Genomic DNA, 26039 nt, shown 5'->3' with positions numbered 1-26039 from the left:
GAATGTCGGTTAAATTACGACCCTGACTGCCGGTGGTCAAGAAATAAAAACGAGGCAGCTTAATGCTCAAGGGAGACTTATTTTTCAAAGTAGATTGATTATTGAAGATGGCGATTAAAAATCAATATTAAAACAGTGACTAGAATGCAAACTTAAACTAAATATAAGACTTGGATTTGGACCTGGACTTTACGCTTAACTTGAATCCATTCCCCAATCGTAATGGCACGCACTTCGGTGATGGGGCGGCCATAGCTCGGAAGATCACATTTGCCTGCACCTGGGCGCGGATAGCCCGACCGGATGCCCATCGAAACCACCCGGCGGCGTCGACCGCCGGCTACGTTCTAAGCGGGCAAAGGTTTGTCGGCGTTAAATGCCGATGCAAGACGGGGAAGCTACACGCGGCGAGAGCGTCGCCCGTGACAGGCTTGGACCGCAGAGGGGGCAGGGAACGGGTGGCGAACGGGGTTGGGGTCAATCTTCGTCAAACCCGGTATTAAACAGCTCGATCACCGCCGCCAGCGCCTGCACCTCGTCAGGCCCGGTGGCCTCGACTTCGATCATCCGCCCTTTGGCGGAATCGAGCATTAGCAAACCGATAACGCTGCTGGCTTCCGCTTCGGTGCCGCTGTCGTTGCGCAACAGCACTTCGGCATCAAAACTCTGTACCAATTCAAACAGCTTCATTGCCGGCCGGGCGTGCATCCCCAGGTGGTTTTTTATCTCTACCGTTTGTTTGACCGCCATGATTTGCGTTTTTCCAGAGTGCGGTGGCGGGACTGGACATTCTTGCCGCGAGAACGGAAATAGTCCGCCAGCTGTTCAGCGATATAGACCGAACGGTGCTTGCCGCCGGTACAGCCTATCGCCACCGTGAGATAACTGCGGTTGTTGGTTTCGAGCATCGGCAGCCACAGCTCCAGATAGCTGCGGGTCTGATAGATGAAATTATGCACTTCAGTATGGCGATCTAAAAACGCCGCTACGGGGCGATCCAGACCGGTCATCGGCCTGAGCTTGGGATCCCAGTGGGGATTGGGCAGAAAGCGCACGTCGAACACATAGTCGGCGTCGATGGGGATGCCGTGCTTGTAGCCGAAGGATTCAAACACCATGGTCAGCTCCCGCTCGCGCTTGCCCAACAGGCGGGTGCGCAGCATTTCGGCCAGCTCATGCACCGACATCTCGGAGGTGTCGATCACCAGATCGGCGCACGAGCGCAGCGGCTCAAGCAGCGAATCCTCTTCATCGATGGCGCTTTCCAGCGACAGGTTCCGGGCGGAGAGCGGGTGCAGCCGGCGGGTGTCGCTATAGCGACGGATGAGCGTGTTGCGATCGGCGTCCAGAAACAGGAGCTGCGGGGAAAAGGCCTGCGGCAGGTTATCCATGGCCTGCTCAAAAATTTCCGGCGATTCGGGCATATTGCGCACATCGATACTCACCGCGGCGGAGATATTGCTCGCCGCCAGCGTACTGGCAAGCTGCGGCAGCAGCACCACCGGCAGATTATCGACGCAATAAAAACCCATGTCCTCCAGCGCGCGCAGCGCAACGGATTTACCTGAGCCGGAACGACCGCTGACTATCATCAGCACCATGACGTTACACCCCTTTGCCTTACTTATCTCATCCCCTGGCGATGCGGCCATGCCTCGCCCATTCCATCCCGCGTTCGGGACGGCGCCGCGACATCAGTCGCCGTCATCCGTCTCGGTCATAATCTGATACAGCTCCTCGTCGCTTTGCGCGGCGCGCAAGCGGCGACAAACGGTTTTGTCCGCCAGCCGCTTGGCGACCAGCGACAGGGTGTGCAAATGGACCTTGCACTGCTCCGCCGGCACCAGCAGCGCGAACAGCAGGTCCACGGGCTGATTATCGATGGCGTCAAAAGCGATAGGCTGTTCAAGCCGGATAAAAACCCCGACCGCGCGCAGCGTGTCCTCTTCCAGCTTACCGTGCGGAATGGCGATGCCATTACCGATACCGGTGCTGCCCATGCGTTCACGCGTCAATACGGCGTCAAACACCACTTGCGGCGCCAGGTTGAGCTGCTTCGCCGCCAGTTCGCTGATAATTTCCAGCGCTCTTTTCTTGCTCTGGCAGTGGATGTCGCTGCGGGTACATTCAATGTTTAACACTGAATCAATTTGCATTGCTGTATCGTTAGTCATTTCGGGTCACTTAGGCGCTGGTTAACCTTTAAGACTCATCGGCCCGTTACCGTAGGGATAACGAGCCGATGTGAGGTTTAGGTAGCGTTGTCGGCTACGGTTAAATTAATATTGTTTCAGCTTCTCTTTATGCTTGTTCAACTGCCGCGTGAGTTTATCGATCAATAGATCGATGGCGGCGTACATATCATCCGCTTCCGCAGTCGCGTGCAGCTCACCACCGTTGAGATGCACCTTCGCTTCGGCAATCTTCTGAACTTTCTCCACCTTCAGGACAATATAAACCTGATTGATGCGATCGAAGAACTGTTCCAGCTTTGAGAATTTGGTGGTAACAAATTCTCGTAAGGCGTCGGTGATGTCAACATGCTGTCCGGTAATGTTCAGCTGCATAGTGTCTTCCTTCTCTGTAGAGGTCAAACCAATTGTTTTCGCTGGTTCGACGGCGGGATGGATAAAGACTCTCGGTACTTTGCTACGGTACGCCGCGCCACCATGATACCCTGCTCGGAAAGTAGGTCGGTGAGCTTACTGTCGCTAAACGGCTTCGCCGGGTTTTCCGCGGCGATGAGTTTTTTCACCAGCGCACAAATAGCCGTTGAGGACGCTTCGTCTCCCCCTTCGGTATTGACGTGGCTTGAGAAAAAATATTTCAATTCAAAGATGCCGCGCGGGCTGTGCAGATATTTCTGGTGGTGACGCGCGAGATCGTGGACTCGTGCATATCTACCGCCAGGGCAATGTCCGCCAGCACCATCGGCCGCATAAACTCTTCCCCTTGTTCAAAAAACGCCTTCTGCCGTTCGACAATACAGCGCGTCACCTTCAGCAGCGTTTCATTGCGGCTTTCCAGGCTTTTAATCAGCCAGCGCGCCTCTTGCAAATGGCTGCGGATGAACTGACCGTCCGAATCATTGCGGGTGCAGCTACCCAACGCCGCGTACTGCTGATTGATGCGCAGGGCCGGGATACTGTCGGTATTAAGTTCCACCACCCAGCGGTTTTGCAGTTTGCGCACCAGCACGTCAGGAATGACATAGTGCGACTCGCCGGTATTGATGGACTGCCCTGGACGCGGATCCAGCGACTGTATCAGCCCCATCGCGGGTTTCAGCACCTCTTCTTTCAGCTTAGTCGAACGCAGCAGAGTGCGGAAATCATGGCTGCCCAGCAGATTAAGATAATCGCTGACGATGAGCCTCGCTTCGTTGAGATAGGGCAAATCGACCGGAAACTGCGAGAGCTGAATCAGCAGGCAATCGCGCAAATCCCGCGCCGCCACGCCGATCGGATCAAAGCGCTGGATACGTTTTAGCACCGCTTCTACTTCGTCGAGGGTCACGTTTTCGCCGCCGATGCTGTCGAGAATATCGTCCAGCGGCACCGTCAAATAACCGGTGTCGTCCACGGCGTCGACTATCGAGGTGGCGATGGCTTTATCGGTATCGGAGAAAGGGGTGAGCTCCACCTGCCACATCAGGTAATCCTGTAGGGTCTGGGTGGTTTCGCCCTGATAGACGGGTAATTCTTCGTCGCGGTAATCGGTGCCGGATGGCGTGCCGGCGGAGTACATTTCGTCCCAGGTGGCGTCCAGCGGCAGCTCTTCCGGCATGTCCTTTTGTTCCATCGCCTCGCGGGTGTCCAGCGATTCACTGTCGGGCGCATCGTGCGCCTCCACCTCGTCATGCAAATCGGCCTGCTCAAGCAAGGGGTTACTTTCCAGCGCCGTCTGAATTTCCTGCTGGAGTTCAAGCGTGGACAATTGCAACAGACGAATGGCCTGTTGCAACTGCGGGGTCATGGCTAACTGCTGACTCAGCCTGAGTTGTAAACCTTGCTTCATATAATGCGTCAACTATCCTCACGAACCACGGCGGTAACGTCACCTTATCAGAGGCGGAACTCTTCGCCCAGATAAACCCGCTTGACCTGTTCGTCGAGCAGGATGTCGGCGGGGGAGCCGTGGGCGATAAGCTTACCCTGGCTGACGATATAGGCCCGTTCGCACACGTCGAGGGTTTCACGCACGTTGTGGTCGGTAATCAGCACGCCAAGGCCGCTGTCGCGCAAATGTTCAATGATTTTTTTGATGTCGATGACCGAAATCGGATCGACGCCGGCAAAAGGTTCGTCAAGCAGGATGAATTTAGGATTGGCGGCCAGCGCGCGCGCGATCTCCACCCGGCGTCGTTCACCGCCGGATAGCGACTGGCCTAGGTTGTCGCGCAGGTGGCTGATATGAAACTCCTCCATCAGCTCTTTCGTGCGGTCGTTGCGCTGTTCGCTGGTCAGATCCTGGCGGATTTGCAGCACCGCCATCAGATTGTCGAACACGCTCAGACGACGGAAGATCGAGGCTTCCTGCGGCAGATAGCCGATACCGCGCCGGGCGCGGGTATGCAGCGGCAGAAGGCTGATATCGTCTTCGTCGATCACAATGCGGCCGGCGTCACGGGGAATAATGCCCACCACCATATAAAACGTGGTGGTTTTGCCCGCCCCGTTTGGCCCCAACAATCCCACAATTTCGCCAGAGCTTACCTTAAGGCTGACGTCTTCCACCACGCGTCGCCCTTTATAGGCTTTAGCCAAATTTTCTGCGATTAATGTTGCCATACATCCTATACCCGTTTATTTGGCCGATTTCGCCGGCGCTTTAGCGCCGCTTTTATCCTGCAACTGCGCCGGCGCCAGTACGGTGGTGACCCGTTTGCCTTTGTCGCTGAACGCCTCCATCTGCTGTTTCTTGACCAGATAGGTAATACGATCGCCCTTGACGTTGCTGTCCAACTGCTCCAGATAGGCATTGCCGGTCAGGATCACCAGATCATTAGCGGTCTCATAGCGCATTTTCTGCGAATGACCGCGGACCGGCTTGCCGTCGTCCTGCAACTGATAGAAGGTCACCGGATTACCGAAGCCTTCCACCACTTCGTTACCGTCCTTACCGTCGGGACGGGTGATGACCACCTTATCGGCACGAATATCGATGGAACCACGCTTGACCACAACATCACCGGTTAGGGTCACGGTGTTGGTCGCCATATCCACCGCCTGCTGCGCGGAGTCGAGATGAATCGGCTGCTGGTTGTCGCTGGTGAGCGCCAGCGCCTGCGCGCTGGCCAGCATTAAGCCGCCGGCCAGAAGCAGGCTAGGGCGTACGTTGTGAATTCTGGATTTCATAAGAGGTCTTAACCTTTTCAATCAACTCGGCGGTCTTGTTGCGCAGATTGCCGCGCATCTTCATGCCGGTGGAGTTAAAGCCGGTACCATATAAGGTTACCTCATCATCCGAGGAGACGTCCTGCGTGACCAGGTTAACCACCGCGTTATCTGTTGTAATGCGTTTAAGCTGCGAAGCGTCGGTCAGGCTATCCACCTGAACATGGCCATACAGATAAAGCATCCTGTCTTGGGTCAGCTTGGCCTTATCAGCCTTTACCGTCCAGGTCGGCACTTTGTCCTCATCGAACGTGGTGGCGACCGGCCGAGTAAACCAGGTTATCTGTTGCTCGGCGTAGTGATTCACGTGATCGGCCACCAGCTTATAGTTAAGCCCCCCCGCCGGGTTATACACCACCGTGGTGGTATATTCGCTCTGATAGATTGGCTCGCCGGTATTGACCGGCGCCTGGGCGGGCGCCGAGTCGGTATCCGCCAGATTCCAGCCAATAAGCACCAGTACCAATAATCCCAGCAGCGCCGTGGTCCAACGCAAATTCTTGTTCATACCGACTGCCCTTTGGCATCCTCCAGCTTTCTCTGCGCCAGCAGCAGCAGGTCGCAGACTTCCCGCACGGCGCCGCGACCGCCGGCGATGCGGGTAACGTAATCGGCCCTGGGCCGCAATAACGGGTGCGCATCCGCCACCGCCACGCTCAGGCCAACCTGGTCCATGACCGGAGCATCAATCAGGTCATCGCCCACGTAGGCGACCTGTTCCGCCGTTAATGTCAGTTTACTCAGAAGCGCTTTAAAGGCCAAAGTCTTATCCGACTGCCCCTGGTAAAGGTACGTAATGCCAAGCGTGGCGCAGCGGTCCTCCAGCAGCCTGGCGAAGCGGCCGGTAATAATAGCGACCTCAATGCCCGATGTCAGCAGGCAACGAATGCCGTAGCCGTCGCGGACATTGAACGCTTTGAGTTCTTCACCGTGATTGCCCATATAAATCAGGCCGTCGGACATCACGCCATCCACATCGCAAATCAGTAGACGAATATGGCGGGCCCGTTGCAGCACCTGCTGCGCGACCGGTCCATAACACGTCTCGACGGTGGGGGTCTGTTGCATGAAGGTGTTCCTTGTTATATCACGCCGGCGCGTAGCATATCATGCATGTGCACTAGGCATGATTTTTTATATATAATACATAATTTTACGAGATTACCCGATTTTCTTGGGACATTTTTGGGACCATTTTAGCGCCTCCTGATGCCCTTTTGCTGCGAGCGATTCCCATATCTTATCATTTTCGGTATGACTCTCACTATCCATCCAACGGCCATAGACATTTACTAACATAGTATAATCAGCATGCCCCATCTGCTTAGCGATAAAGGCAACATTACCGTGAGCGGTCAGATTCCAGCAAGCGAACGTGTGCCTGAGTTGGTAAATCGGACGATATCGTATCCCAGAGCGCCTTACTGCTTTCTCCCATAAATTTAGCAATGAACTTGCCATAAAGAATTTGCCATGATTATCTGATGATGCTGTTGTGGATGGAGCAAAAACTGGACGTATTTTTTCATGTCGCTTTTCTTTTTTTGTACAGTAAATTATTACATCAATGTCCTGTAGCATTGCGGTGTGCTTTTGCTGACATTTCAGGGCCTCAATTGCGGGTGGAGATAATATAATTGTACGTGGCTTGTTTGTTTTTGGTAGTTTAAATATTCTGTCGGATAATGCGCGCGATATTGTCATTTCTTTTCGATTAAAATCTATATCTCTCCAAGATAATGCGGCTAGTTCTCCGGGGCGCAAGCCAGTGTAAACCGGCTTTGTTGAATAAATCGAACTTTTAGGTGACTGGCGGCTCTGATCACTACATTCGTTTCCACATCAGGTCCCCATGGCAAAGCAAAAGTTTAAAATCACCAACTGGCCCGCATACAACAATGCGCTCAGGCAGCGGGGGGACATGACAGTATGGCTTGATGAGTCAGCCATTGCTGCATGGACTGAGAGTACACCACCTGAACATCGTGGCCGGCCGCTTCACTACACCGATATGGCCATTACCACGGTTCTGATGATAAAGCGCGTGTTTAACCTTTCGCTCCGGGCGTTACAGGGTTTCGTTGACGCGATTTTTAAACTGATGGGGCTGTCGTTGCGCTGCCCAGATTACTCTCTGGTCAGCCGGCGAGCAAAAACCGTCGACATCAGCATAAAAACGCCAACCCGCGGCGAAATCTCACACCTGGTCATCGATGGCACCGGCCTGAAAATCTTCGGCGAAGGCGAATGGAAAGTCAGGCAGCATGGGGCTGAGAGGCGCAGAGTATGGCGCAAGCTTCATCTGGCAGTAGATAGCGCGACACATGAAATTATCTGTGCCGATTTATCGCTAAGCGGTACGACAGATGCGCAGGCGCTGCCCGGGCTGATTAACCAAACCCACCGGAAAATCAGGGAAGCGTCGGCTGACAGTGCTTACGATACGCGTTACTGTCATGATGCTCTGCTGAGGAAAAAAATAAAGCCGCTTATCCCACCGCGAAGTGGTGCGCAATATTGGCCAGCTCGATACCATGAGCGTAACCATGCGGTGGCAAATCAGCATCTGAGCGGCAATAACGATACCTGGAAAAAGAAAGTAGGTTATCACCGGCGTTCACTGGCTGAAACGGCCATGTTCCGGTTTAAAATACTTCTGGGTGGTCATCTGAGTCTGCATGACTATGACGCGCAGGTAGGTGAGGCTATGGCAATGGTCAAAGCGCTTAACCGGATCACGTTGTTAGGAATGCCAAACAGCGTCCGCATCATGTAACAATCGCCCTGATAGGGAGGAAGTCGTCAAAAATTTCGGATTTATTCAACAAAGCGTGTTCAATACGGATAACGGATTTGCAATTATGCAATATCACGCTTTTTACGCTCACGCCTCTTATCGTCAAATAATGAATAACGGCTCCTGCCTGCGTCATCGCGGCGATAAGATAAGTGTTGGTCGATGCCGCTTTATGATGGACTGACATACTTTCCTCCTTCAATGAATTAGCATTTCCGCATAGCGGTCGATTAATGTCACGGACATCCCCTGATTGCCGATAGCGCTTGTCCGGGCCACCCCGCGCGCCAGTTTAAACAAGCGGCGATAATTGCCCCGTGAATGCTTGCGAAAGGCGGCGGCAATCTCTGGCGCAAGCGGCTCGCCCGTGGCCTCACCGTTCGAGAGCAGGCTGCCCAGAATGGCGCGGAAATCCTCGGCTTCACTGTCTTTCTTACGAGATTCCAGGTCTAACGCCATGCCCACCCGGCTATAGAGCTGGGCGTATTCCCCGCGTGAGCCTTTCAGATTGAGCAGCAGGCGCGGCATCCCAGCTAGGACAATGGCCACCCCGGAACGGTCGTGAATGCGGCGCAGGACCTCAAGCGCCCGGTAGGGCAGCAGCTCGGCCTCATCAACCAGGACCAGCCAGTTTTTGTCGCGCAGCCCCTGCACACATTCCTCGACCAGCTCATGAATATTGCCGGTTTTGCGCAGACCCAGCCGGGCGCACAGCGCCTACAATAACACCTTGGCGGTATAGCCGGGGTCGGCTTCAATCAGGATGACGCCTTTATTGGCGCTGTTGGCGCGCACATACTCCTTCAGCACCATGCTTTTTCCCATGCCAGCCGGGCCGTATATCACGCCGATATCGCCGAAGTCGTGCGTGGCACCAATCAGGTCCAGCGCCACCCTGGCCAGATGGGTCGGCACAAAATGCACCTTGATGTCCCGCCGGTGGGCGTGCTCTGTCTCGCGGTCAAGAAAATCCCGCAGTGTGCCCTCGACGTTATCAATATTGCCGTTGTAGACCCCCTTTAAATATTGTGAAATGGTCGCGCCGCTTAATCCGGTTTTATCGGCCACCTTGCGCTGGGTGTAACCTGACCGCTCCATCAGCTGGAAAATACGTTCTCGCGTTGTCATACAATATATCCTTAGCGGTTATTACCGACCTGCTTGATATCGTGCTCATATTCAGATTCAAATAAATACACCTTCTCTTTTTCGGGTTCCGCTGCCTTGGGTACCAGCAGGCTGTAATCGCTTTCCCTGGGCGCGTCAATCACCGGGCGTAATTCGTCTTTCGCATCCTGAATCTTGCTTTCAGCCAGCTTAATGCGACGCTTGGCGCGCGCTTCCAGCGCTTTTTCCACTCTGGAGACCGGCACCGGCGAGGCGGTATTGCCATTCCAGAGCGCAGTGCAGAGATAGGCGCCGTCCATCTGGCGAATAATCACTTCATTAGGTTATGGATATCGTAGGCCACCCGCACCGTCTGGCGGTCTACCTCAATCAGCTCCCGGGCAACATACTGGTTATTCAACAGTTCAACCCAACCGCGCTGGGCCACGCGTTTCTCTTCCGGCATAAACATCTCGCGCAATTCGCCCGGCGTCAGGTATTCAATGTTGTCTCCTTCCTCGGTCAGCAGGGCCTTGCGGTAAGCAGCCGGCGTCATCGACTTGCCGTTAACCTTCGGCAGCGCGCTGTGCTCGTGGCTGTGGTTATAGCGCTGCACCTCTTCCTCGATGGCGTCTATCAGCTGCCGCCAGCTGGGCAATATCGCCAGCGTTTTCTGCTGGACAGGGTTCAGCTCTTTACCCTGGCGCAAGGCATTCGACAGACTCAGCAGCTTTTGCCCTTGCACCCGCGTCCCGTTGGGATCAGCGCTTAGCCCGTTATAGGTCTGAAAGCGCAGAGCCAGCCGGCGTGGGAAAACCCCGTTAAGCCGCTCAATAATCCCCCGCGCCTGCGGATTACCGGGGATACCGGTAATATGCTCTATGCCCAGCCGGGGAAAAATCCCGGTGATATCCGCATCCAGCATCTTGTTGGTCTCACCACCGCCGTTATCGGAGTAGGCAAACAATGGCTTGCCGTGGTGCTGGATGGCATAACGCCATGCATCCGCTACCGCGATGGCGTTTTCCGCCAGTGACAGGCTCCAGCCCACCAGATACCGGGTACGTCCGTCGAGCACCAACGTCAGCTCCGGGGTAAAGGGCCGCCCGTGTATCGGATGCGCCACTTTCATGTTCAGCGACTTGCCGTCGGCTATCCAGCAGCCGTTCACCGGCATCTGTGCCCAATCCCGCTGCTGGTACACTTGATACGCCTTGAGCGCCGAACCGGTGACCCGGCCCTTGACCCGTCGGTGAGGTGCCACCCTCTTGACCATGCGATTGACCTTGTCGTAGGTCGGCAGGGCCGCCAGCATGGCGGGCTGGTCATGGTATTTGCCCTGCCAGTCCGCCTGAAACGCGCGGTAGGCTTCCAGCACTGTGGGGCCACAGGATCGGGCATAATGCGGCCAGAACAGGGCGTAGAACCACGTCATGTCCTCGGGACGCTGCTTCTTCGGCTGACCGGGAGCCAGTATCGCCAGACGCTCCTGGGGCCGCTCGGCGCTAAGATAGAGACTCACCCATTCCTGCAGACTGCTTTTGCCCACCCCTTGCCGGGTGCGGCCCTTTTTGGCGTTAGCCAGTGTGGCGGCGCGATGCAGGGCCTCGGGCAATGTACCGGCCTTTGACTCATCGACGATAAAGGTCACCGCCGCAATGCGGGTCATGCCAGCCTGCTGTAACCGGATCACTTCCTGTGCCAGCATCATGCGCGCATCGGCAATCTGCTTTTGGTGATCGTTCAGGGCCTGCACCTTGCGCTCGAGCAGAGCGGGACATTGGCGCATGATCGCCAGCTCATCACGCGACTTGATGGCGGTGCTGCGCTTGACCGACTCATCAGCCGGCTGGGCCGGGGCTTGCGCAATCAAAGATTTATAGTGCCGCTGTTTGATGATCTCGCGTGTTTGTTCTGGCAAACAATCTATGTGGTACTCGAAAGCCTTGGTGCCCGAACGCTTACGGACTAAATCGGGTGAATTTGCAGTCCGCTTATTCAATGACCAGCGAAGTCCCTGCAAGGTGCCAGGTAATCCGGGTAAACCGACTAACTCACTCACCGTAACAAACATAATTACGACACCTTGATCATATAACGACTCGGCCAAATGCTGGCCGGATCCACATTGAGTGCATTAGCGATAATGCGTTCACCTTTGGGATAGGGACGATACAGCGCGTTTTTTAACGTGCTGGACGCCAGCCCCGAGCCGCGGGAAAGATCTTGCATGGTGATCCCCTTCTTGTGCAGGGAGGCCACGATATCAATCCGGTGCCAGTCACGATGATTCACTTCATTTCTATCTATCATTCGATTACCCTAAAAAGTTAACCATGCGGGTAAGTCATAAGGCTTACTCCTATCGACAAGTATTGCTCTAAAAATAACCCAAATAAAGCAAAAATAGCTCTTTATTTTCTTTTTTTAGCGAGATCTTGTTTTTACTTTATAATTCAAAATGTTACATGGAATAGAAAAATGGGTACAAAAGAAAATAAATTTGCTTTTGGCTGGGAGGGAAAAGAAAGCTTCAGAGAGCGTCTTGAAATGCTTATTGGCGGAAGAAGTATTCGTTCAGCAGCTAAGGCTTGGGGGCTACCTGCATCAACAATAAATAACTACTTACATAAAGGCACTGAGCCAGCGTTAAAGGTAGTTTTGTCGATAGCTGAAGCTGAGAATGTTAGTCTTGAGTGGCTCGCGTCAGGGCTAAATAAAGATCATGGAGCTAAAAGTAGTTCAAAAACACAAGAGCATGACAACTTAAAACATACATGGCTAATGATTTATGAGTCTCTTGATCGTCAGGATATAGAATCACTAATCCGTCTTATCCATAAAGAAGGAGCCAAAGGAATATTGCTTTCATCATCACGTATTGACTCCGTAGATAACGCCCTACTTCTACTCTCTCAGGAAGAAAAAGAGCGTCTTATGCGGCTTTATGACCAAATCAAAAAGGGGGCTAGTGAGGAGGGTGAAGTAGCATCAGAAGATAGCCTAGCAAGCGAGCGCAAAAGGGCCGTTTAACAAAACTATAAATTCTCTGTTTATATTTAGCAACGAAATCGTTAATCAAAAATTGTTTAAACGGCTTTAAAACTTACTCAAACCACGACCAATCCAGTCCAGAATATAGTGCAAAAAACTCATTTTCTGCTCATTTTTTTGCGACGAGTCCAGAATTCTTAAAATCGCTGTAAGCAGCGTCAGTAAAGGGCTTCCGGCTAATCCATCGTTCCCCTTGAGAGTCCAGAAATGATTGCCACCCCACAGTCCCGTCTACCTGCCACTGGTGAAGATGGGCCAGCAACCGACCCACTCGCCAGTAACGCACGCTATATTGCTGCCGGCATGCCTGCTCACCAAGCGCACAACTGAGCCAGGTTTTGCCCGTACCTGTCGGCCCCGTGATGAGTATGCTTTTCTGATATTTCAGATATTGTCCCCCTAGCAGATCTCGCATCTGTTCCGGTGTCACTCCTCGGCTAGGGATATAGCGGATATCTTCCGGTTTTGCCTGCAAGCGCATTTGCGATTGCCGTCGCAGATGGCATATGTGGTTATTTTTTCTATGCAAATTTTCCGCTTCTACCATCAGCGACAACCGCTCCTCGAACCCCAGCTCCCCATAACTCCCCGGGAGTTCGAGTTGCGTCTCCAACGCCTGGACCATTGCCGACAACTTCAGCTCTCGCAGAGCCATTAACAGTGTATCCATATTTATTCTCCTTAGTGATAACTGTCCGGACCTCGGAGGTTTTCGTGAACCAGCATTGATACGCCGGCTCCGTCCTGGGTGACCTCACTTTCACGACCGTGTTTCAATACGTTGGCTATGAAAGAGCGGTTAATGCACCCTTTCTCCAACGCCAGCGCGCAGGCCTTCTCCAGTCGCGTCGTCTCATAGCGCCGTTGCAGATTGAGTAGCCCCAGCACGGAGCGGTAAGCCTGCTCCGGATGGGCTTTGCTCTCTTGGATGGACTCGACCACTTTCAGTGTGTGCACACCCACCGACAGCGCCCAACTGCACAGCCTTTCCGGCGTCCACTGACTCTGCCCCTTATGGTTAGCCGGCATGTGCGTCGCCTGAGTCGTGTGCCTATAGGCGTTATCGCTGCGAGGGTGCGTAGCCACGCAGGCGCCCTTATGGTGAATTTGCACCAGCCGTTGGGTGGCGATGACGTCAACGCGCTCGCCAACCAGCGGATGCGGCACCGAGTAGCAGTTTTTGCCGTAGTCTATGTGGTAATCAGGTCCCACTCGGGCAACGAGATACTCACTGTATTCCCATTGTGTGGGCGGTAGAGGCCCAAGAGCCGGTTTGTCCAGCTGCTCGAAGCGTTCAAGGCGACTTTGTCCGCCGTAATGACGCATCGGGCACAGATTCAACTCATGATTGAGTTCTTGTATCACCTGGTTGAGTTCGGCCAGCGAGTAGAACCTACGTTTACGCAACCGGGCCAAAATCCAGCGTTCTACCAGCTGCACAGTTGATTCTGCCTTCGCCTTGTCTTTCGGTTTTCTCGGGCGCGCCGGTAGCACCACTGTCTCATAGTGATTTGCCAGCGCCTGGTAGCTCTGGTTTATGACCGGCTCATAGCGGTCAGGGGTGCTGACAGCGCTGCGCAGATTATCAGGTATCATCAGCTCCGGAACCCCACCCATGAAGTGCAGGCAGCGGCTATTGGCGTTGAGCCACGATGCCATGTCCTGGCCTTCACAGGCTTCGATATACGCATAGCCTGACACGCCCATGGCAGCGACGAAGATAGCGACCTGGCGTACGCTACCGGTCGCAGGGTTGACGATAGGTACGGTGGGGCCACAGAAGTCGATGAAGAGCTTTCGCCAGCCTTGTGCTCCATGCGCATGGAACGCCGCTGCTTCTTTTTCCAGTCACGGAACAGTGCACAAAACTGTGAGTAACCGAGGGCATCACCGCCCACGGCGGACTGATATTCCATCCAGAGCAGCTGCTTGGTCATGCCCTTGCGGCTTAACTCGGTATCGATATCAAGCCAGCTGGGTAAGGTATTGATAACTTTTCCGGATTTGCCGGGATAGAGCAGGCGGTCGAGGTCGACGGGGGACAGTTAGACCAGGTTAGCTACCGTGAATCGGCCGAGGATATCGTGCACGGTAGTACAGCCTATGCCGAGCGCTGCTGCGATAGTGCGATTCGAGCGACGCTGCTCGAATTTCATACGTAAAACATTAATATAGATGCACATTTCCGTTCTCGCTTTCTTCTTTTTACGTGCCATGCCATGCCCCCGGAAGCTAAAAATCTCCAGAGTATGGCGGAACAGAAGATGAGCGATCGGACAGAATTGGAATCGCTGATCGGGCGACCGGAATCAGTGATCGGGTGAAATCGGAATCAGTGATCGGATGTGACCGGAACCAGCACTCGCCACCTAAAAGCGTATAAGGCCACCATGGCCGCGGCAAATCCCGCCGCTGCGCCTAGGCCAAGCGCCCAGCGCGGACCGAAATGGTCGGCCACGCCACCGACAATAGGTGCGCCGATAGGCGCTCCACCCAAAGCAATGCCCAAACGCAGCGCCATCACCCGCCCGCGCATGGCCGGTTCGGTGGTAAGCTGCATCAGGCTATTGGTAGCATTGGTAAACGTCAGGGCGGCGACGCCGATAATGATAAGCGCCCCCGCGAAAAGCTAATAGCCCGGCGCGACGGCGGCCAGTAAACAGCCTAATCCAAATACCGCGCCGCCGCCGGCGGCAAGCAAGGCGCCCGATAAGGTACCGATAGCCATAATTGAGGACAACAGACCAAAACCGCGGGCGTCGGTATGGAACACGTTAACGGCCATCGTGGATATGAAGATAGGAAAATTCAGTCCAAAGGTGCCGATAAGTAACAACATGACCAGGATGACTTTCAAATCCGGACGGGACGCGACATAGCGAAACCCTTCCGTCAAACTGCCTCGGGTGCGACGCGCACGCGCATTCGCCTGCAGATCGGCGACACGCAGGAACGATAAGGACACCAGCACCGCCAGGAAAGAGACGCCGTTAAGCAGAAAAGCCCAGCCGGTGCCGACCGAGGCAATAATGACGCCGGCGATGGCCGGTCCGACCAGGCGTACGCCGTTATACAGGGTTGAATTAAGTGCGACGGCATTGGGCAAATCCGCATCACCCACCATTTCCGCGACGAAGGTTTGCCGCACGGGGGCGTCGAACGCCGCCGCGCAGCCGAACAATAACACGAAGAGATAAACCTGCCAGAGTTGAACGACGCCGAAAAGGATAAGTGCGCCCAGTACCAGCGCAAGTACGCCCATCGACGCCTGGGTGGCGAGCAGAAGTCGACGCTGATTGAAATGGTCGGCCGCAAAACCGGTCCAGGGTAACAGCAGCAGCTGCGGACCAAATTGTAACGCCATGACCGTGCCCACGGCCGAGGCGTTATGCTGCGTGAGCTGGGTCAGCACTAATCAGTCTTCCCCGGTGTTCTGCATCCAGGTGCCCAGATTGGAAATCAGGGCGCCGGCGGCCCACAAGCGATAATTGTAGAGCCGCAGCGAACGGAAAATCCCGCTTGTCGGGGGATTCATCGCCGTTGAGCCGGATTCGCGCCCTGCAGGCGGCCGAAATGCATAGCCAGAAACAGCCCCATCGTCAGAATGCCGAGCCCGATAGCGGCGGCGGCGGCGGTAAGGTAATACGGATGTCGAAATCGCCAATACGGCACAGAAACACATTACCGAGAACCAGGTTAACGCACCCCCAAAGTACGTTGACCGGCGCGGAAGAAAGTCCGCGCCCTCTTGGTTTGGCAAAGGGAGTAGGAAACGCGCGGCCCATTAAAAAACCGCCGCAGAGGTGGGGCACCGCATTGGTAAGCAAAAGCCCGCCAGCGAACCAGGAAAACCAATAATGCCACATCAGAAACCTCCTTTCGGATCGCCAAGGTTGGATGCGAGTTTGCTTCAAATCGGTTTAGCCGGCCGCGGAAAGGCAACACCTATAGGGTAGGTGCACGCTTTAACGGGCGTCACTACCATTTTCGCTTCAAGCTGGCTAAGACCGGGTCAATAATCGGCAAGCCGCTGCAGCAACCTGACCGCGGCGGCGAGCTGCGCCTGTTCGGCGGCAGACGGCTGCCTTTCCAGGGCGCCGTGCAGCCAGTCGTTCTTCGCCGAGCGATGAGCCTCCAGGCGTTGGCGAAACGCATCCGTCAAGGTGATAAGCGTTTGCCGGCCGTCAACAGGATCGGCAACGCCCATGACCGCTCCCAACGCCTGCAGCGCCGCTACCGTGCTGCGCATAGACTGCGGACGCACGCTTTCGGCCCGTGCCAGCGCCGAAACGGTGGCGGGACCATCACGATCCAGCCGCAGCAACACCGATTTTTGCGCAGAGGTGAAATCGTTGGGCGCGCAGCCGCCGCACCAGTTTACCCAGCGAAATACGCAGCTCGCCGGCCAACGCGGCTAAAGAGGTTTCTTCAGCGGTAGGAATAGGATTCGTCATACGCAGAGTATGGCCTGAACAGGGATAAACTGTACAGATTAACTATTAATATTCATTTCCGTGCTTTTAGGACGCACAGCGGGCACAACACAGCGGCATGAACAACCGCGCGAAAACTCATCGCGTCATGCCTATAAAAAAATTGTCCTATTAAGCGGACTAAGATCAGCAGGTTAATCAACAAAACGCAAACAGCAATACTTTCGATATTGTAATGACACGCGTTCTCATCTAAATTGGCATGAGATTAGCCAGTGAGTACCAGCAATGTATGTTTGTTTATGTAATGCGGTAAGCGACAAAGCCATACGCGCCGCAGTGAGGCTGCACCAGCCCCAGACTTTCCAGCAGTTGAAACGATTGGTGCCGATGGGTACCCAATGCGGAAAATGTGTCTGCGTCGCGCGCCGCATAATGGAGGATGAACTACAGCACATTGCGCCGTTGGAAAATATCGCTTAAAAAAGTAAGGTTATTCCTTTGCATTACTCTGTCGCGGTTATATTCTGATATAATACGCAACGGAGGACTTTGTCATGAAAGGTGATGCCCAGATTATCAACCATCTCAACAAGCTGCTTGGCAACGAGCTTGTGGCTATCAATCAGTATTTCCTGCATGCCCGGATGTTCAAGAATTGGGGCCTGATGCGCCTCAACGATGTTGAATACCACGAATCCATTGACGAAATGAAACACGCGGATCGCTACATCGAACGTATTCTCTTCCTGGAGGGGCTGCCTAATCTGCAGGACCTCGGCCGTCTGAATATCGGTGAGGACGTGGAAGAAATGCTGCGCTCCGATCTCTATTTGGAATTGCAGGGCGCGCAGGATTTGCGTGAAGGCATCGCCTACGCCGATTCGATACGCGACTACGTGTCGCGGGACTTAATGATAGAAATCCTTACCGACGAAGAAGAGCATATTGATTTTCTGGAAACCGAGCTGGCGCTTATCACCCGTATCGGTACCCAGAACTACCTGCAGTCGCAGCTCAAAGACGCCGCCCAGTAAGCCGGGCCGCGACGGTCAATGTCACGGGGCGACAGTGTCAGCTTCACCGCACCCCGCGCCGCTGCGCAGGGCAGGGCGTCTTATCTCCTCCTCATTACCGCCCGTTCAGGACAGAGCGTCGCTTGTCTGGCATCGTTTTCCTTTACCGTCGGCTGGGGGCAAGAGGCTTGGCGCATAACGTCAAGACCTTTCCACCGTACGCCCAGAGGAAGGAACTTTGCGCCCGACTGTCTATCCGCATAATATCAACCTAGTGCGGCCCGCGCCGAGCATGGCCTTTTCCGCCGCAGCGCTTCTCCCTTTTCACCGCCCGCGCTTGCTTCCTGTACAGATTTGCGTATAATGCACGGGCTTGTCTTGTGTAGATATTACCATGACAGGCCGACCCGCTCGTCGAGTCCGCGCAGGCGGTAAGCCAGCTAACAACATCCCCAATAGGGGGGTAACACTGAATGATTACACTCGCCCATCAATCGAAATGGGCGTGAGGAGTAGTTTTTTACGTTTATAAATAATTGGAGCTCTGATCTCATGCAGAACCAAAGAATCCGTATCCGTTTGAAAGCGTTTGATCATCGTCTGATCGATCAATCAACCGCGGAAATCGTCGAGACTGCCAAGCGTACCGGTGCCCAGGTACGTGGTCCGATCCCGCTGCCGACCCGCAAAGAGCGCTTTACCATTCTGATCTCTCCGCACGTCAACAAAGATGCGCGCGATCAGTATGAAATCCGCACTCATAAGCGTCTGGTTGACATCGTTGAGCCAACCGAAAAAACCGTTGATGCTCTGATGTGTCTGGACCTGGCTGCCGGTGTAGACGTGCAGATCAGCCTGGGTTAATCAGGTCGTTGAACGATTGAGAGGTTGAAACAATGAAGGGTTTAATCGGACGTAAAGTGGGCATGACTCGCATCTTCACCGAAGATGGCGTTTCTATCCCCGTCACCGTTATTGAAATCGAAGCAAACCGCGTGACCCAGGTTAAAGATCTGGAAAACGACGGATACCGCGCAATCCAGATTACCGCCGGCACCAAAAAAGCCAACCGCGTAACCAAACCGGAAGCCGGTCATTTTGCGAAGGTGGGCGTTGAAGCCGGCCGTGGTCTGTGGGAATTCCGCGTCGAAGACGGCGAAGAAGTCATCGTTGGCCAGAGCATCACCGTAGAACTGTTTGCTGATGTTAAGAAAGTCGACGTTACTGGTACCTCCAAAGGTAAAGGATTTGCCGGCACTGTAAAGTGCTGGAATTTCCGTACCCAGGATGCTACCCACGGTAACTCCTTGTCCCACCGCGTTCCGGGTTCTATCGGTCAGAACCAGACTCCGGGCAAAGTATTCAAGGGCAAGAAAATGGCAGGCCAGCTGGGCAACGAGCGCGTAACCGTTCAGAGCCTGGACGTGGTACGTGTTGACGTAGAACGCAACCTGCTGCTGGTCAAAGGCACCGTCCCGGGAGCAACCGGTGGTGACCTGATCGTTAAACCGGCTGTCAAGGCGTAACGTCGAGGAGATAGGAATGGAATTGGTATTGAAAGACGCGCAAAGCGCGCTGACTGTTTCCGAAACTACCTTCGGGCGTGACTTCAACGAAGCGCTGGTCCACCAGGTTGTTGTGGCTTACGCAGCAGGTGCCCGTCAGGGGACCCGTGGTCAGAAGACCCGTGCCGAAGTCACCGGTTCCGGTAAAAAACCCTGGCGTCAGAAGGGTACCGGCCGTGCGCGTTCCGGTAGCGTTAAGAGCCCGCTCTGGCGTTCTGGTGGCGTTACCTTTGCCGCCAAGCCGCAGGATCACAGTCAGAAAGTAAATAAGAAGATGTACCGCGGGGCGCTGAAAAGCATCCTGTCTGAACTGGTACGTCAGGATCGTTTGATCGTTGTTGAACAGTTCTCTGTCGAAGCGCCGAAAACCAAGCTGCTGTCACAGAAACTGAGAGACATGGCGTTGGAAGATGTGCTGATCATTACCGGCGAACTGGACGAAAACCTGTTCCTGGCCGCGCGTAACCTCTACAAAGTAGACGTACGCGATGCCCAAGGTATCGACCCGGTTAGCCTGATCGCCTTCGGCAAAGTTGTTATGACGGCTGACGCTGTTAAGCAAGTTGAGGAGATGCTGGCATGATTAGTGAAGAACGTCTGCTAAAAGTACTGCGCGCGCCGCATGTTTCTGAAAAAGCATCTACCGCGATGGAAAAACACAACACCATCGTTCTCAAAGTAGCTAAAGATGCGACCAAAGTAGAAATCAAAGCCGCTGTGCATAAACTGTTTGAAGTCGAAGTCAATGACGTGCGTACCCTGGTTGTCAAAGGGAAAACCAAACGTCACGGACAGCGTATCGGTCGTCGTAGCGACTGGAAAAAAGCTTACGTCACCCTGAAAGAAAGCCAGAACCTGGACTTCATCGGCGGCGCAGAGTAAGTAAAAAGGAGTAAGAACAATGGCAATTGTTAAATGTAAACCGACATCTCCGGGTCGTCGCCACGTTGTTAAAGTGGTCAACCCTGAGCTGCACAAGGGCAAACCTTATGCCCCGTTGCTGGAAACCCTCAGCAAATCCGGTGGCCGTAACAACAATGGCCGTATCACTGCGCGCCATATCGGCGGTGGCCACAAGCAACATTATCGTCTGATTGACTTCAAACGCAATAAAGACGGTATCCCGGCAGTGGTAGAGCGTCTGGAGTATGATCCTAACCGTTCCGCCAACATCGCGCTGGTGTTGTACAAAGATGGTGAACGTCGTTACATCCTGGCACCGAAAGGCCTGAAGGCCGGTGATCAGATTCAATCTGGCGTCGATGCGGCAATCAAAGCCGGTAATGCTCTGCCGATGCGCAATATTCCGGTTGGCTCCACCGTGCATAACGTGGAAATGAAACCGGGTAAAGGCGGTCAGCTGGCGCGTTCCGCCGGTGCTTATGTTCAGATCGTGGCTCGTGATGGCGCTTATGTCACGCTGCGTCTGCGTTCCGGTGAGATGCGCAAAATTCAGTCTGAATGCCGCGCGACCCTGGGCGAAGTAGGTAATGCCGAACATATGCTGCGTGTACTTGGTAAAGCCGGCGCCAGCCGCTGGCGTGGCATCCGTCCGACCGTTCGCGGTACGGCGATGAACCCGGTGGACCACCCGCACGGTGGTGGTGAAGGTCGTAACTTTGGTAAGCACCCGGTATCGCCGTGGGGCATTCAGACCAAAGGTAAGAAGACCCGTAGCAATAAGCTTACTGATAAGTTCATCGTACGTCGCCGTAGCAAATAATATTAGAGGATAAACCATGCCACGTTCTCTCAAGAAAGGTCCATTTATTGACCTGCACTTGCTGAAGAAGGTAGAGAAAGCGGTGGAAAGCGGTGACAAGAAGCCTATTCGCACTTGGTCCCGTCGTTCAACGATCTTTCCAACAATGATCGGTTTGACCATCGCTGTCCATAATGGTCGTCAGCACGTACCCGTTTTTGTCGCCGATGAAATGGTCGGTCACAAATTGGGTGAATTCGCGCCGACGCGTACTTATCGCGGCCATGCGGCCGACAAAAAGGCCAAGAAGCGCTAAGGTAGGAGGAAGAGATGGAAACTATCGCTCAACATCGCCACGCTCGTTCTTCTGCTCAAAAGGTTCGTCTGGTGGCTGACCTGATTCGCGGTAAGAAAGTGTCGCAAGCTCTGGAAGTTCTGACCTATACCAACAAGAAAGCTGCTGGTCTGGTGAAGAAAGTACTGGAGTCTGCCATTGCTAACGCTGAACACAACGATGGCGCAGATATCGATGATCTGAAAGTCGCGAAGATTTTCGTCGACGCTGGCCCGAGCATGAAGCGCATTATGCCGCGTGCCAAGGGTCGTGCAGATCGTATCCTGAAGCGCACCAGCCACATTACTGTGGTTGTGTCCGATCGCTGAGACTCTGGAGACTAGCAATGGGTCAGAAAGTACATCCTAATGGTATTCGCCTGGGTATCGTCAAACCCTGGAACTCTACCTGGTATGCGAATACTAAAGAATTCGCTGACAACCTGGACAGCGACTTTAAAGTTCGTCAGTTCCTGACCAAGGAATTGTCGAAAGCTTCGGTTTCCCGCGTGGTGATCGAGCGTCCGGCCAAGAGCATCCGTGCGACCATTCACACCGCTCGTCCGGGCATCGTGATCGGCAAGAAAGGCGAAGACGTCGAAAAACTGCGTAAGGTGGTAGCGGATATCGCTGGAGTCCCGGCGCAGATTAACATCGCCGAAGTCCGTAAGCCGGAACTGGACGCCAAACTGGTTGCCGACAGCATCTCTTCGCAGCTGGAACGCCGTGTTATGTTCCGTCGCGCGATGAAACGTGCCGTGCAGAACGCCATGCGTCTTGGCGCCAAGGGGATCAAGGTTGAAGTCAGCGGCCGTCTGGGCGGCGCTGAAATCGCGCGTACTGAATGGTACCGTGAAGGTCGTGTTCCGTTGCACACCCTGCGTGCGGATATCGACTACAACACCTCCGAAGCGCACACCACTTATGGTGTCATCGGCGTAAAAGTGTGGATCTTCAAAGGTGAGATCTTAGGTGGTATGGCTGCCGTTGAACAACCGGAACCGGCTGCTCAACCTAAAAAGCAGCAGCGTAAAGGCCGCAAGTAAGGAGAGTCGCTGATGTTACAACCAAAGCGTACAAAATTCCGTAAGATGCACAAAGGCCGCAACCGTGGCCTGGCAGCGGGTACGGATGTTAGCTTCGGTACTTTCGGTCTGAAAGCTGTTGGCCGTGGTCGTTTGACCGCTCGTCAAATCGAAGCAGCACGTCGTGCCATGACACGTGCAGTTAAGCGTCAAGGTAAGATCTGGATCCGGATTTTCCCGGACAAACCGATCACCGAAAAGCCGCTTGAAGTGCGTATGGGTAAAGGTAAAGGTAACGTGGAATACTGGGTTGCCTTGATTCAGCCGGGAAAAGTCCTGTACGAAATGGACGGCGTTCCGGAAGAGCTTGCCCGTGAAGCCTTCAAGCTGGCAGCAGCAAAACTGCCGATTAAAACCACCTTTGTAACTAAGACGGTGATGTAATGAAAGCAAATGAGCTGCGTGAAAAAAGCGCTGAAGAGCTGAACACCGAACTGCTGAACTTGCTGCGCGAGCAATTCAACCTGCGTATGCAGGCTGCCAGCGGCCAGCTGCAGCAGACTCACCTGTTAAAGCAGGTGCGCCGCAATGTTGCGCGCGTGAAGACGTTATTGACTGAGAAGGCGGGTGCGTAATGAGTGACCAAATCCGTACTCTGCAAGGTCGTGTGGTTAGCGACAAAATGGAGAAATCCATCGTTGTGGCCATTGAACGTTTTGTGAAACACCCGATCTACGGCAAGTTCATCAAACGTACGACCAAGCTCCACGTACATGACGAGAACAATGACAGCAATATTGGCGACATCGTTGAAATCAGCGAATGCCGTCCGATTTCCAAGACCAAGTCCTGGACGCTGGTTCGCGTTGTAGAGAAAGCGATCCTGTAAAACGGTAAGCGCGCTCTAAACAGATAAACGGCTCGTCCTTTGAGCCGTTTATTTTTTCTACCCATACACCAGGAGCGGTGTTATAATGCTACGCCCTGTATTATGGGCGGGGGGTTCTTACGACCAATTCAGGTCATTAAGTATAAGTAGTAGTTGACATTAGCGGAGCACTAACATGATCCAAGAACAGACTATGCTGACCGTGGCCGACAACTCCGGTGCACGTCGCGTAATGTGTATCAAGGTTCTAGGTGGCTCGCACCGTCGCTACGCAGGCGTCGGCGACATTATCAAAATTACCATCAAGGAAGCGATTCCTCGTGGCAAAGTAAAAAAAGGTGATGTCCTGAAGGCGGTAGTGGTGCGCACCAAGAAGGGTGTTCGTCGCCCTGACGGTTCTGTCGTTCGCTTCGATGGTAATGCTTGTGTTTTGTTGAACAACAACAGTGAGCAACCTATCGGTACGCGTATTTTTGGGCCGGTGACTCGTGAACTGCGTACCGAAAAGTTCATGAAGATCATTTCTCTGGCACCTGAAGTACTCTAAGGAGCGAATCATGGCAGCGAAAATCCGTCGTGATGACGAAGTTATCGTGCTGACCGGCAAAGATAAAGGTAAGCGCGGTAAAGTAAAAAATGTCCTGTCTACCGGCAAGGCCATTGTTGAAGGTATCAATCTGGTTAAGAAGCATCGAAAACCAGTGCCGGCCATGAACCAGCCGGGCGGCATCGTTGAGAAAGAAGCGGCAATCGATCTTTCCAACCTTGCAATCTTCAATGCGGCTTCCAGCAAGGCGGACCGTGTGGGCTTTAAGATTGAAGACGGTAAGAAAGTACGTGTCTTCAAATCTAACGGCGAAACTATTAAGTAATTTGGAGTAGTACGATGGCGAAACTGCATGATTACTACAAAGACGAAGTAGTCTCTCAACTGATGAAACAGTTCGGCTACCATTCTGTCATGCAAGTCCCTCGGGTCGGGAAGATCACCCTGAATATGGGGGTGGGTGAAGCAATCGCCGATAAAAAGCTGCTGGATAACGCCACAGCCAATTTGACCGCGATTTCAGGCCAAAAGCCGCTTATCACTAAAGCACGCAAATCTGTTGCTGGCTTCAAAATCCGTCAGGGTTATCCGATCGGTTGTAAAGTAACCCTGCGTGGCGAACGCATGTGGGAGTTCTTCGAGCGACTGATTTCCATTGCTGTACCGCGTATCCGTGACTTCCGTGGCCTGTCCGCCAAGTCATTCGATGGCCGTGGCAACTACAGCATGGGCGTGCGTGAACAGATCATCTTCCCGGAAATCGACTATGACAAAGTCGATCGCGTTCGTGGCTTGGATATTACCATCACCACCACTGCGAAATCCGATGATGAAGGCCGTGCGCTGTTAACCGCCTTTAACTTCCCATTCCGCAAGTAAGGTAGGGTTACTGATGGCTAAACAATCCATGAAAGCACGCGAAGTAAAACGCGTGAAATTAGCTGATAAATTCTTCGCAAAACGCGCTGAACTTAAAACCATCATCTCCGACGTGAATGCTTCCGATGAAGAACGTTGGGATGCGGTTCTCAAGCTGCAGACTCTGCCGCGTGATTCCAGCCCGTCTCGTCAGCGTAACCGCTGCCGCCAAACTGGTCGTCCGCACGCTTTCCTGCGGAAATTCGGGTTGAGCCGTATCAAGGTCCGTGAAGCCGCTATGCGCGGTGAAATCCCGGGTCTGAGAAAGGCTAGCTGGTAAATTGTCACCAATTGAATCACGGGAGTAAAGACAGATGAGCATGCAAGATCCGATCGCGGATATGCTGACCCGTATCCGTAACGGTCAAGCCGCGAACAAAACCGCGGTCTCCATGCCTTCCTCCAAGCTTAAAGTGGCAATTGCCAACTTGCTGAAAGAAGAAGGCTTTATTGAAGATTACAAAGTTGAAGGCGACACCATGCCGACGCTGGAACTGGTACTTAAGTACTTCCAGGGTAAGCCGGTGGTAGAAAGCATTCAGCGTATCAGCCGCCCCGGCCTGCGTATCTATAAGAAAAAAGATGCGCTACCGAAAGTGATGGCAGGCATGGGTATCGCGGTTGTTTCTACTTCTAAAGGTCTCATGACTGATCGTGCGGCTCGCCAGGCTGGTCTTGGTGGCGAGATTATCTGCTACGTAGCGTAATTGGGAGGAAAGAATGTCTCGTGTTGCTAAAGCACCCGTCGTCATTCCTGCCGGCGTAGAGGTAAAACTCAACGGTCAGGATATTTCGATTAAGGGTAAAAACGGCGAGCTGACTCGTACTATCCACGAAGCTGTTGACGTTCAGCATGCTGATAACCAGCTGACCTTTGCTCCGCGCGAAGGCCATGCCAATGGTTGGGCGCTTGCAGGCACGACTCGTGCGCTGCTGAACGGCATGGTGATTGGTGTGACCGACGGCTTCATTAAAAAGCTACAGCTGGTAGGCGTAGGTTACCGTGCTGCAGTGAAAGGTAATGTGGTGAATTTGTCTCTGGGCTTTTCTCACCCCATCGACCATCAACTGCCGGCAGGTATCACCGCAGAATGCCCGAGCCAAACTGAAATCGTGCTGAAAGGCGCTGATAAGCAGATTATTGGCCAGGTTGCGGCAGATCTGCGTGCCTATCGTCGTCCTGAGCCTTATAAAGGCAAGGGTGTTCGTTACGCCGACGAAGTCGTGCGTACCAAAGAGGCTAAGAAGAAGTAAGGT

Annotated in this window: 38 protein-coding genes and 4 pseudogenes; 21 read left to right on the top strand and 21 right to left on the bottom strand. The window is 53.8% G+C overall.

Annotated features, from left to right (window positions below; translation table 11 throughout):
* Positions 1-477 precede the first annotated feature (477 nt).
* From npr to SOPEG_RS22335, 10 genes and pseudogenes are all read right to left on the bottom strand, one after another.
* Positions 478-750, bottom strand: a complete 273-nt coding sequence (gene npr / locus SOPEG_RS00620) for a PTS phosphocarrier protein NPr (protein WP_025243913.1) — start codon at positions 748-750, stop codon at positions 478-480.
* Complete coding sequence (gene rapZ, locus SOPEG_RS00615; protein WP_025243912.1) at positions 729-1601, bottom strand: RNase adapter RapZ; 873 nt, start codon at positions 1599-1601, stop codon at positions 729-731. Before rapZ ends, npr begins: the two co-directional genes overlap by 22 nt.
* Before the next feature lie 93 nt (positions 1602-1694).
* On the bottom strand, positions 1695-2174 hold the full coding sequence (gene ptsN / locus SOPEG_RS00610) for a PTS IIA-like nitrogen regulatory protein PtsN (protein WP_025243911.1): 480 nt from the start codon (positions 2172-2174) through the stop codon (positions 1695-1697).
* A 105-nt stretch (positions 2175-2279) separates the two neighbouring features.
* Positions 2280-2567: a ribosome hibernation promoting factor gene (hpf, locus tag SOPEG_RS00605; RefSeq protein ID WP_025243910.1), complete on the bottom strand. Its 288-nt coding sequence runs from the start codon at positions 2565-2567 to the stop codon at positions 2280-2282.
* A gap of 23 nt (positions 2568-2590) precedes the next feature.
* A pseudogene (rpoN, locus tag SOPEG_RS00600) lies at positions 2591-4017 on the bottom strand (RNA polymerase factor sigma-54).
* Positions 4018-4064: 47 nt separating this feature from the next.
* Complete coding sequence (lptB, locus tag SOPEG_RS00595; RefSeq protein WP_025243909.1) at positions 4065-4790, bottom strand: LPS export ABC transporter ATP-binding protein; 726 nt, start codon at positions 4788-4790, stop codon at positions 4065-4067.
* A gap of 15 nt (positions 4791-4805) precedes the next feature.
* Positions 4806-5357, bottom strand: coding sequence for a lipopolysaccharide ABC transporter substrate-binding protein LptA (gene lptA, locus SOPEG_RS00590; protein WP_025243908.1), 552 nt, complete (start codon positions 5355-5357; stop codon positions 4806-4808).
* Entirely contained in the window at positions 5326-5904 is a 579-nt protein-coding gene (gene lptC, locus SOPEG_RS00585; protein WP_025243907.1) for an LPS export ABC transporter periplasmic protein LptC, read from the bottom strand. The genes lptA and lptC overlap by 32 nt, the downstream gene beginning before the upstream one ends.
* Entirely contained in the window at positions 5901-6464 is a 564-nt protein-coding gene (kdsC, locus tag SOPEG_RS00580) for a 3-deoxy-manno-octulosonate-8-phosphatase KdsC (protein ID WP_025243906.1), read from the bottom strand. Before kdsC ends, lptC begins: the two co-directional genes overlap by 4 nt.
* A 93-nt stretch (positions 6465-6557) precedes the next feature.
* Positions 6558-7160: a site-specific integrase gene (locus SOPEG_RS22335; protein WP_071882103.1), complete on the bottom strand. Its 603-nt coding sequence runs from the start codon at positions 7158-7160 to the stop codon at positions 6558-6560.
* Positions 7161-7248: 88 nt separating this feature from the next.
* On the opposite strand from SOPEG_RS22335, the gene SOPEG_RS00570 reads away from it, so the two are divergent.
* Positions 7249-8172, top strand: a complete 924-nt coding sequence (locus SOPEG_RS00570) for an IS5-like element ISSoEn1 family transposase (protein WP_025243904.1) — start codon at positions 7249-7251, stop codon at positions 8170-8172.
* Here the strand turns inward: SOPEG_RS00570 and SOPEG_RS00565 are convergent.
* The 5 genes and pseudogenes from SOPEG_RS00565 to SOPEG_RS00550 form a co-directional block, all read right to left on the bottom strand.
* Positions 8165-8380, bottom strand: coding sequence for a hypothetical protein (locus tag SOPEG_RS00565; protein ID WP_025243903.1), 216 nt, complete (start codon positions 8378-8380; stop codon positions 8165-8167). The two genes, SOPEG_RS00570 and SOPEG_RS00565, sit on opposite strands and share 8 nt — an antisense overlap.
* Before the next feature lie 11 nt (positions 8381-8391).
* Positions 8392-9321, bottom strand: a pseudogene (locus SOPEG_RS00560) (AAA family ATPase).
* An 11-nt stretch (positions 9322-9332) separates the two neighbouring features.
* Complete coding sequence (locus tag SOPEG_RS30480; protein ID WP_335334064.1) at positions 9333-9620, bottom strand: hypothetical protein; 288 nt, start codon at positions 9618-9620, stop codon at positions 9333-9335.
* Between the two features lie 11 nt (positions 9621-9631).
* Positions 9632-11374: a Mu transposase C-terminal domain-containing protein gene (locus SOPEG_RS00555; RefSeq protein WP_335334063.1), complete on the bottom strand. Its 1743-nt coding sequence runs from the start codon at positions 11372-11374 to the stop codon at positions 9632-9634.
* Between the two features lie 2 nt (positions 11375-11376).
* Positions 11377-11610, bottom strand: a complete 234-nt coding sequence (locus tag SOPEG_RS00550; protein ID WP_038469280.1) for a helix-turn-helix domain-containing protein — start codon at positions 11608-11610, stop codon at positions 11377-11379.
* Between the two features lie 171 nt (positions 11611-11781).
* On the opposite strand from SOPEG_RS00550, the gene SOPEG_RS00545 reads away from it, so the two are divergent.
* A complete protein-coding gene (locus tag SOPEG_RS00545) occupies positions 11782-12333 on the top strand; it encodes a helix-turn-helix domain-containing protein (RefSeq protein ID WP_025243901.1) in 552 nt (183 codons plus the stop codon).
* 244 nt (positions 12334-12577) lie between these two features.
* On the opposite strand, the pseudogene SOPEG_RS00540 reads toward SOPEG_RS00545, so the two are convergent.
* The 6 genes and pseudogenes from SOPEG_RS00540 to SOPEG_RS29005 all read right to left on the bottom strand — a co-directional run.
* Positions 12578-13024 (bottom strand): annotated as a pseudogene (locus SOPEG_RS00540) (ATP-binding protein); the annotation flags it as partial.
* Between the two features lie 11 nt (positions 13025-13035).
* Positions 13036-14570: pseudogene (gene istA, locus SOPEG_RS00535) on the bottom strand (IS21 family transposase).
* A 413-nt stretch (positions 14571-14983) separates the two neighbouring features.
* A complete protein-coding gene (locus tag SOPEG_RS00530; protein WP_200867848.1) occupies positions 14984-15766 on the bottom strand; it encodes an MFS transporter in 783 nt (260 codons plus the stop codon).
* A gap of 187 nt (positions 15767-15953) precedes the next feature.
* Positions 15954-16220 (bottom strand): hypothetical protein, encoded by a 267-nt coding sequence (locus SOPEG_RS00525; RefSeq protein WP_200867847.1) that lies wholly within the window; start codon positions 16218-16220, stop codon positions 15954-15956.
* Between the two features lie 146 nt (positions 16221-16366).
* Positions 16367-16681: a helix-turn-helix domain-containing protein gene (locus SOPEG_RS00520; protein ID WP_236851589.1), complete on the bottom strand. Its 315-nt coding sequence runs from the start codon at positions 16679-16681 to the stop codon at positions 16367-16369.
* Positions 16659-16808 carry a hypothetical protein gene (locus SOPEG_RS29005; RefSeq protein WP_236851870.1) on the bottom strand — a complete coding sequence of 50 codons (150 nt, stop codon included), beginning with the start codon at positions 16806-16808 and terminating at the stop codon, positions 16659-16661. The genes SOPEG_RS00520 and SOPEG_RS29005 overlap by 23 nt, the downstream gene beginning before the upstream one ends.
* Positions 16809-17075: 267 nt before the next feature.
* Here SOPEG_RS29005 and bfd point away from each other — a divergent pair, with 267 nt between their 5' ends.
* From bfd to rplF, 19 genes are all read left to right on the top strand, one after another.
* A complete protein-coding gene (gene bfd / locus SOPEG_RS00515) occupies positions 17076-17270 on the top strand; it encodes a bacterioferritin-associated ferredoxin (protein WP_025243898.1) in 195 nt (64 codons plus the stop codon).
* A gap of 74 nt (positions 17271-17344) precedes the next feature.
* Positions 17345-17824: a bacterioferritin gene (gene bfr, locus SOPEG_RS00510; RefSeq protein ID WP_025243897.1), complete on the top strand. Its 480-nt coding sequence runs from the start codon at positions 17345-17347 to the stop codon at positions 17822-17824.
* A 531-nt stretch (positions 17825-18355) separates the two neighbouring features.
* The gene (gene rpsJ, locus SOPEG_RS00505; protein ID WP_025243896.1) at positions 18356-18667 is read left to right on the top strand and encodes a 30S ribosomal protein S10; all 312 of its coding nucleotides are present in this window, start codon (positions 18356-18358) and stop codon (positions 18665-18667) included.
* A 32-nt stretch (positions 18668-18699) separates the two neighbouring features.
* Entirely contained in the window at positions 18700-19329 is a 630-nt protein-coding gene (rplC, locus tag SOPEG_RS00500) for a 50S ribosomal protein L3 (protein ID WP_025243895.1), read from the top strand.
* Between the two features lie 16 nt (positions 19330-19345).
* Complete coding sequence (rplD, locus tag SOPEG_RS00495; RefSeq protein ID WP_025243894.1) at positions 19346-19951, top strand: 50S ribosomal protein L4; 606 nt, start codon at positions 19346-19348, stop codon at positions 19949-19951.
* Positions 19948-20250 carry a 50S ribosomal protein L23 gene (gene rplW / locus SOPEG_RS00490; RefSeq protein WP_025243893.1) on the top strand — a complete coding sequence of 101 codons (303 nt, stop codon included), beginning with the start codon at positions 19948-19950 and terminating at the stop codon, positions 20248-20250. Before rplD ends, rplW begins: the two co-directional genes overlap by 4 nt.
* A 19-nt stretch (positions 20251-20269) precedes the next feature.
* The gene (gene rplB, locus SOPEG_RS00485) at positions 20270-21091 is read left to right on the top strand and encodes a 50S ribosomal protein L2 (RefSeq protein ID WP_025243892.1); all 822 of its coding nucleotides are present in this window, start codon (positions 20270-20272) and stop codon (positions 21089-21091) included.
* A 16-nt stretch (positions 21092-21107) separates the two neighbouring features.
* Positions 21108-21386: a 30S ribosomal protein S19 gene (gene rpsS / locus SOPEG_RS00480; RefSeq protein ID WP_011412084.1), complete on the top strand. Its 279-nt coding sequence runs from the start codon at positions 21108-21110 to the stop codon at positions 21384-21386.
* A 14-nt stretch (positions 21387-21400) separates the two neighbouring features.
* Positions 21401-21733 carry a 50S ribosomal protein L22 gene (gene rplV / locus SOPEG_RS00475; RefSeq protein WP_011412083.1) on the top strand — a complete coding sequence of 111 codons (333 nt, stop codon included), beginning with the start codon at positions 21401-21403 and terminating at the stop codon, positions 21731-21733.
* Positions 21734-21750: 17 nt separating this feature from the next.
* Positions 21751-22449 carry a 30S ribosomal protein S3 gene (gene rpsC, locus SOPEG_RS00470; protein WP_025243891.1) on the top strand — a complete coding sequence of 233 codons (699 nt, stop codon included), beginning with the start codon at positions 21751-21753 and terminating at the stop codon, positions 22447-22449.
* Positions 22450-22461: 12 nt separating this feature from the next.
* Entirely contained in the window at positions 22462-22872 is a 411-nt protein-coding gene (rplP, locus tag SOPEG_RS00465) for a 50S ribosomal protein L16 (RefSeq protein ID WP_025243890.1), read from the top strand.
* Positions 22872-23063, top strand: a complete 192-nt coding sequence (rpmC, locus tag SOPEG_RS00460) for a 50S ribosomal protein L29 (protein WP_025243889.1) — start codon at positions 22872-22874, stop codon at positions 23061-23063. Before rplP ends, rpmC begins: the two co-directional genes overlap by 1 nt.
* Positions 23063-23317, top strand: coding sequence for a 30S ribosomal protein S17 (rpsQ, locus tag SOPEG_RS00455; protein ID WP_025243888.1), 255 nt, complete (start codon positions 23063-23065; stop codon positions 23315-23317). The genes rpmC and rpsQ overlap by 1 nt, the downstream gene beginning before the upstream one ends.
* 175 nt (positions 23318-23492) lie before the next feature.
* A complete protein-coding gene (gene rplN / locus SOPEG_RS00450) occupies positions 23493-23864 on the top strand; it encodes a 50S ribosomal protein L14 (protein WP_011412078.1) in 372 nt (123 codons plus the stop codon).
* 10 nt (positions 23865-23874) lie between these two features.
* On the top strand, positions 23875-24189 hold the full coding sequence (gene rplX, locus SOPEG_RS00445) for a 50S ribosomal protein L24 (protein WP_025243887.1): 315 nt from the start codon (positions 23875-23877) through the stop codon (positions 24187-24189).
* A gap of 14 nt (positions 24190-24203) precedes the next feature.
* Entirely contained in the window at positions 24204-24743 is a 540-nt protein-coding gene (gene rplE, locus SOPEG_RS00440; RefSeq protein WP_025243886.1) for a 50S ribosomal protein L5, read from the top strand.
* Between the two features lie 13 nt (positions 24744-24756).
* Complete coding sequence (gene rpsN, locus SOPEG_RS00435) at positions 24757-25062, top strand: 30S ribosomal protein S14 (protein ID WP_025243885.1); 306 nt, start codon at positions 24757-24759, stop codon at positions 25060-25062.
* 34 nt (positions 25063-25096) lie between these two features.
* Complete coding sequence (rpsH, locus tag SOPEG_RS00430) at positions 25097-25489, top strand: 30S ribosomal protein S8 (protein WP_025243884.1); 393 nt, start codon at positions 25097-25099, stop codon at positions 25487-25489.
* Between the two features lie 13 nt (positions 25490-25502).
* On the top strand, positions 25503-26036 hold the full coding sequence (gene rplF / locus SOPEG_RS00425) for a 50S ribosomal protein L6 (RefSeq protein ID WP_025243883.1): 534 nt from the start codon (positions 25503-25505) through the stop codon (positions 26034-26036).
* Positions 26037-26039: the final 3 nt, after the last annotated feature.

The sequence above is a fragment of the Candidatus Sodalis pierantonius str. SOPE genome (assembly GCF_000517405.1).
Lineage (GTDB): Bacteria > Pseudomonadota > Gammaproteobacteria > Enterobacterales > Enterobacteriaceae > Sodalis_C > Sodalis_C pierantonii.
Note: the sequence above shows the minus strand (reverse complement) of the source record. Positions and strands in the feature narration are given on the sequence as shown.

Coding starts and splice junctions, on each gene's coding strand:
- rplW (WP_025243893.1), top strand. CDS start 19,948: ATGATTAGTGAAGAACGTCTGCTAAAAGTACTGCGCGCGCCGCATGTT.
- ptsN (WP_025243911.1), bottom strand. CDS start 2,174: ATGACTAACGATACAGCAATGCAAATTGATTCAGTGTTAAACATTGAA.
- rplD (WP_025243894.1), top strand. CDS start 19,346: ATGGAATTGGTATTGAAAGACGCGCAAAGCGCGCTGACTGTTTCCGAA.
- rplN (WP_011412078.1), top strand. CDS start 23,493: ATGATCCAAGAACAGACTATGCTGACCGTGGCCGACAACTCCGGTGCA.
- rplP (WP_025243890.1), top strand. CDS start 22,462: ATGTTACAACCAAAGCGTACAAAATTCCGTAAGATGCACAAAGGCCGC.
- npr (WP_025243913.1), bottom strand. CDS start 750: ATGGCGGTCAAACAAACGGTAGAGATAAAAAACCACCTGGGGATGCAC.
- rpsH (WP_025243884.1), top strand. CDS start 25,097: ATGAGCATGCAAGATCCGATCGCGGATATGCTGACCCGTATCCGTAAC.
- SOPEG_RS29005 (WP_236851870.1), bottom strand. CDS start 16,808: ATGACGAATCCTATTCCTACCGCTGAAGAAACCTCTTTAGCCGCGTTG.
- rpsQ (WP_025243888.1), top strand. CDS start 23,063: ATGAGTGACCAAATCCGTACTCTGCAAGGTCGTGTGGTTAGCGACAAA.
- rpsC (WP_025243891.1), top strand. CDS start 21,751: ATGGGTCAGAAAGTACATCCTAATGGTATTCGCCTGGGTATCGTCAAA.
- hpf (WP_025243910.1), bottom strand. CDS start 2,567: ATGCAGCTGAACATTACCGGACAGCATGTTGACATCACCGACGCCTTA.
- bfd (WP_025243898.1), top strand. CDS start 17,076: ATGTATGTTTGTTTATGTAATGCGGTAAGCGACAAAGCCATACGCGCC.
- rplE (WP_025243886.1), top strand. CDS start 24,204: ATGGCGAAACTGCATGATTACTACAAAGACGAAGTAGTCTCTCAACTG.
- SOPEG_RS00570 (WP_025243904.1), top strand. CDS start 7,249: ATGGCAAAGCAAAAGTTTAAAATCACCAACTGGCCCGCATACAACAAT.
- lptB (WP_025243909.1), bottom strand. CDS start 4,790: ATGGCAACATTAATCGCAGAAAATTTGGCTAAAGCCTATAAAGGGCGA.
- lptA (WP_025243908.1), bottom strand. CDS start 5,357: ATGAAATCCAGAATTCACAACGTACGCCCTAGCCTGCTTCTGGCCGGC.
- rpmC (WP_025243889.1), top strand. CDS start 22,872: ATGAAAGCAAATGAGCTGCGTGAAAAAAGCGCTGAAGAGCTGAACACC.
- SOPEG_RS00555 (WP_335334063.1), bottom strand. CDS start 11,374: ATGTTTGTTACGGTGAGTGAGTTAGTCGGTTTACCCGGATTACCTGGC.
- rpsJ (WP_025243896.1), top strand. CDS start 18,356: ATGCAGAACCAAAGAATCCGTATCCGTTTGAAAGCGTTTGATCATCGT.
- rpsN (WP_025243885.1), top strand. CDS start 24,757: ATGGCTAAACAATCCATGAAAGCACGCGAAGTAAAACGCGTGAAATTA.
- lptC (WP_025243907.1), bottom strand. CDS start 5,904: ATGAACAAGAATTTGCGTTGGACCACGGCGCTGCTGGGATTATTGGTA.
- rpsS (WP_011412084.1), top strand. CDS start 21,108: ATGCCACGTTCTCTCAAGAAAGGTCCATTTATTGACCTGCACTTGCTG.
- rplC (WP_025243895.1), top strand. CDS start 18,700: ATGAAGGGTTTAATCGGACGTAAAGTGGGCATGACTCGCATCTTCACC.
- rplX (WP_025243887.1), top strand. CDS start 23,875: ATGGCAGCGAAAATCCGTCGTGATGACGAAGTTATCGTGCTGACCGGC.
- SOPEG_RS00545 (WP_025243901.1), top strand. CDS start 11,782: ATGGGTACAAAAGAAAATAAATTTGCTTTTGGCTGGGAGGGAAAAGAA.
- rplV (WP_011412083.1), top strand. CDS start 21,401: ATGGAAACTATCGCTCAACATCGCCACGCTCGTTCTTCTGCTCAAAAG.
- SOPEG_RS30480 (WP_335334064.1), bottom strand. CDS start 9,620: ATGGACGGCGCCTATCTCTGCACTGCGCTCTGGAATGGCAATACCGCC.
- bfr (WP_025243897.1), top strand. CDS start 17,345: ATGAAAGGTGATGCCCAGATTATCAACCATCTCAACAAGCTGCTTGGC.
- SOPEG_RS00525 (WP_200867847.1), bottom strand. CDS start 16,220: ATGTGGCATTATTGGTTTTCCTGGTTCGCTGGCGGGCTTTTGCTTACC.
- rapZ (WP_025243912.1), bottom strand. CDS start 1,601: ATGGTGCTGATGATAGTCAGCGGTCGTTCCGGCTCAGGTAAATCCGTT.
- SOPEG_RS00565 (WP_025243903.1), bottom strand. CDS start 8,380: ATGTCAGTCCATCATAAAGCGGCATCGACCAACACTTATCTTATCGCC.
- rplB (WP_025243892.1), top strand. CDS start 20,270: ATGGCAATTGTTAAATGTAAACCGACATCTCCGGGTCGTCGCCACGTT.
- kdsC (WP_025243906.1), bottom strand. CDS start 6,464: ATGCAACAGACCCCCACCGTCGAGACGTGTTATGGACCGGTCGCGCAG.
- rplF (WP_025243883.1), top strand. CDS start 25,503: ATGTCTCGTGTTGCTAAAGCACCCGTCGTCATTCCTGCCGGCGTAGAG.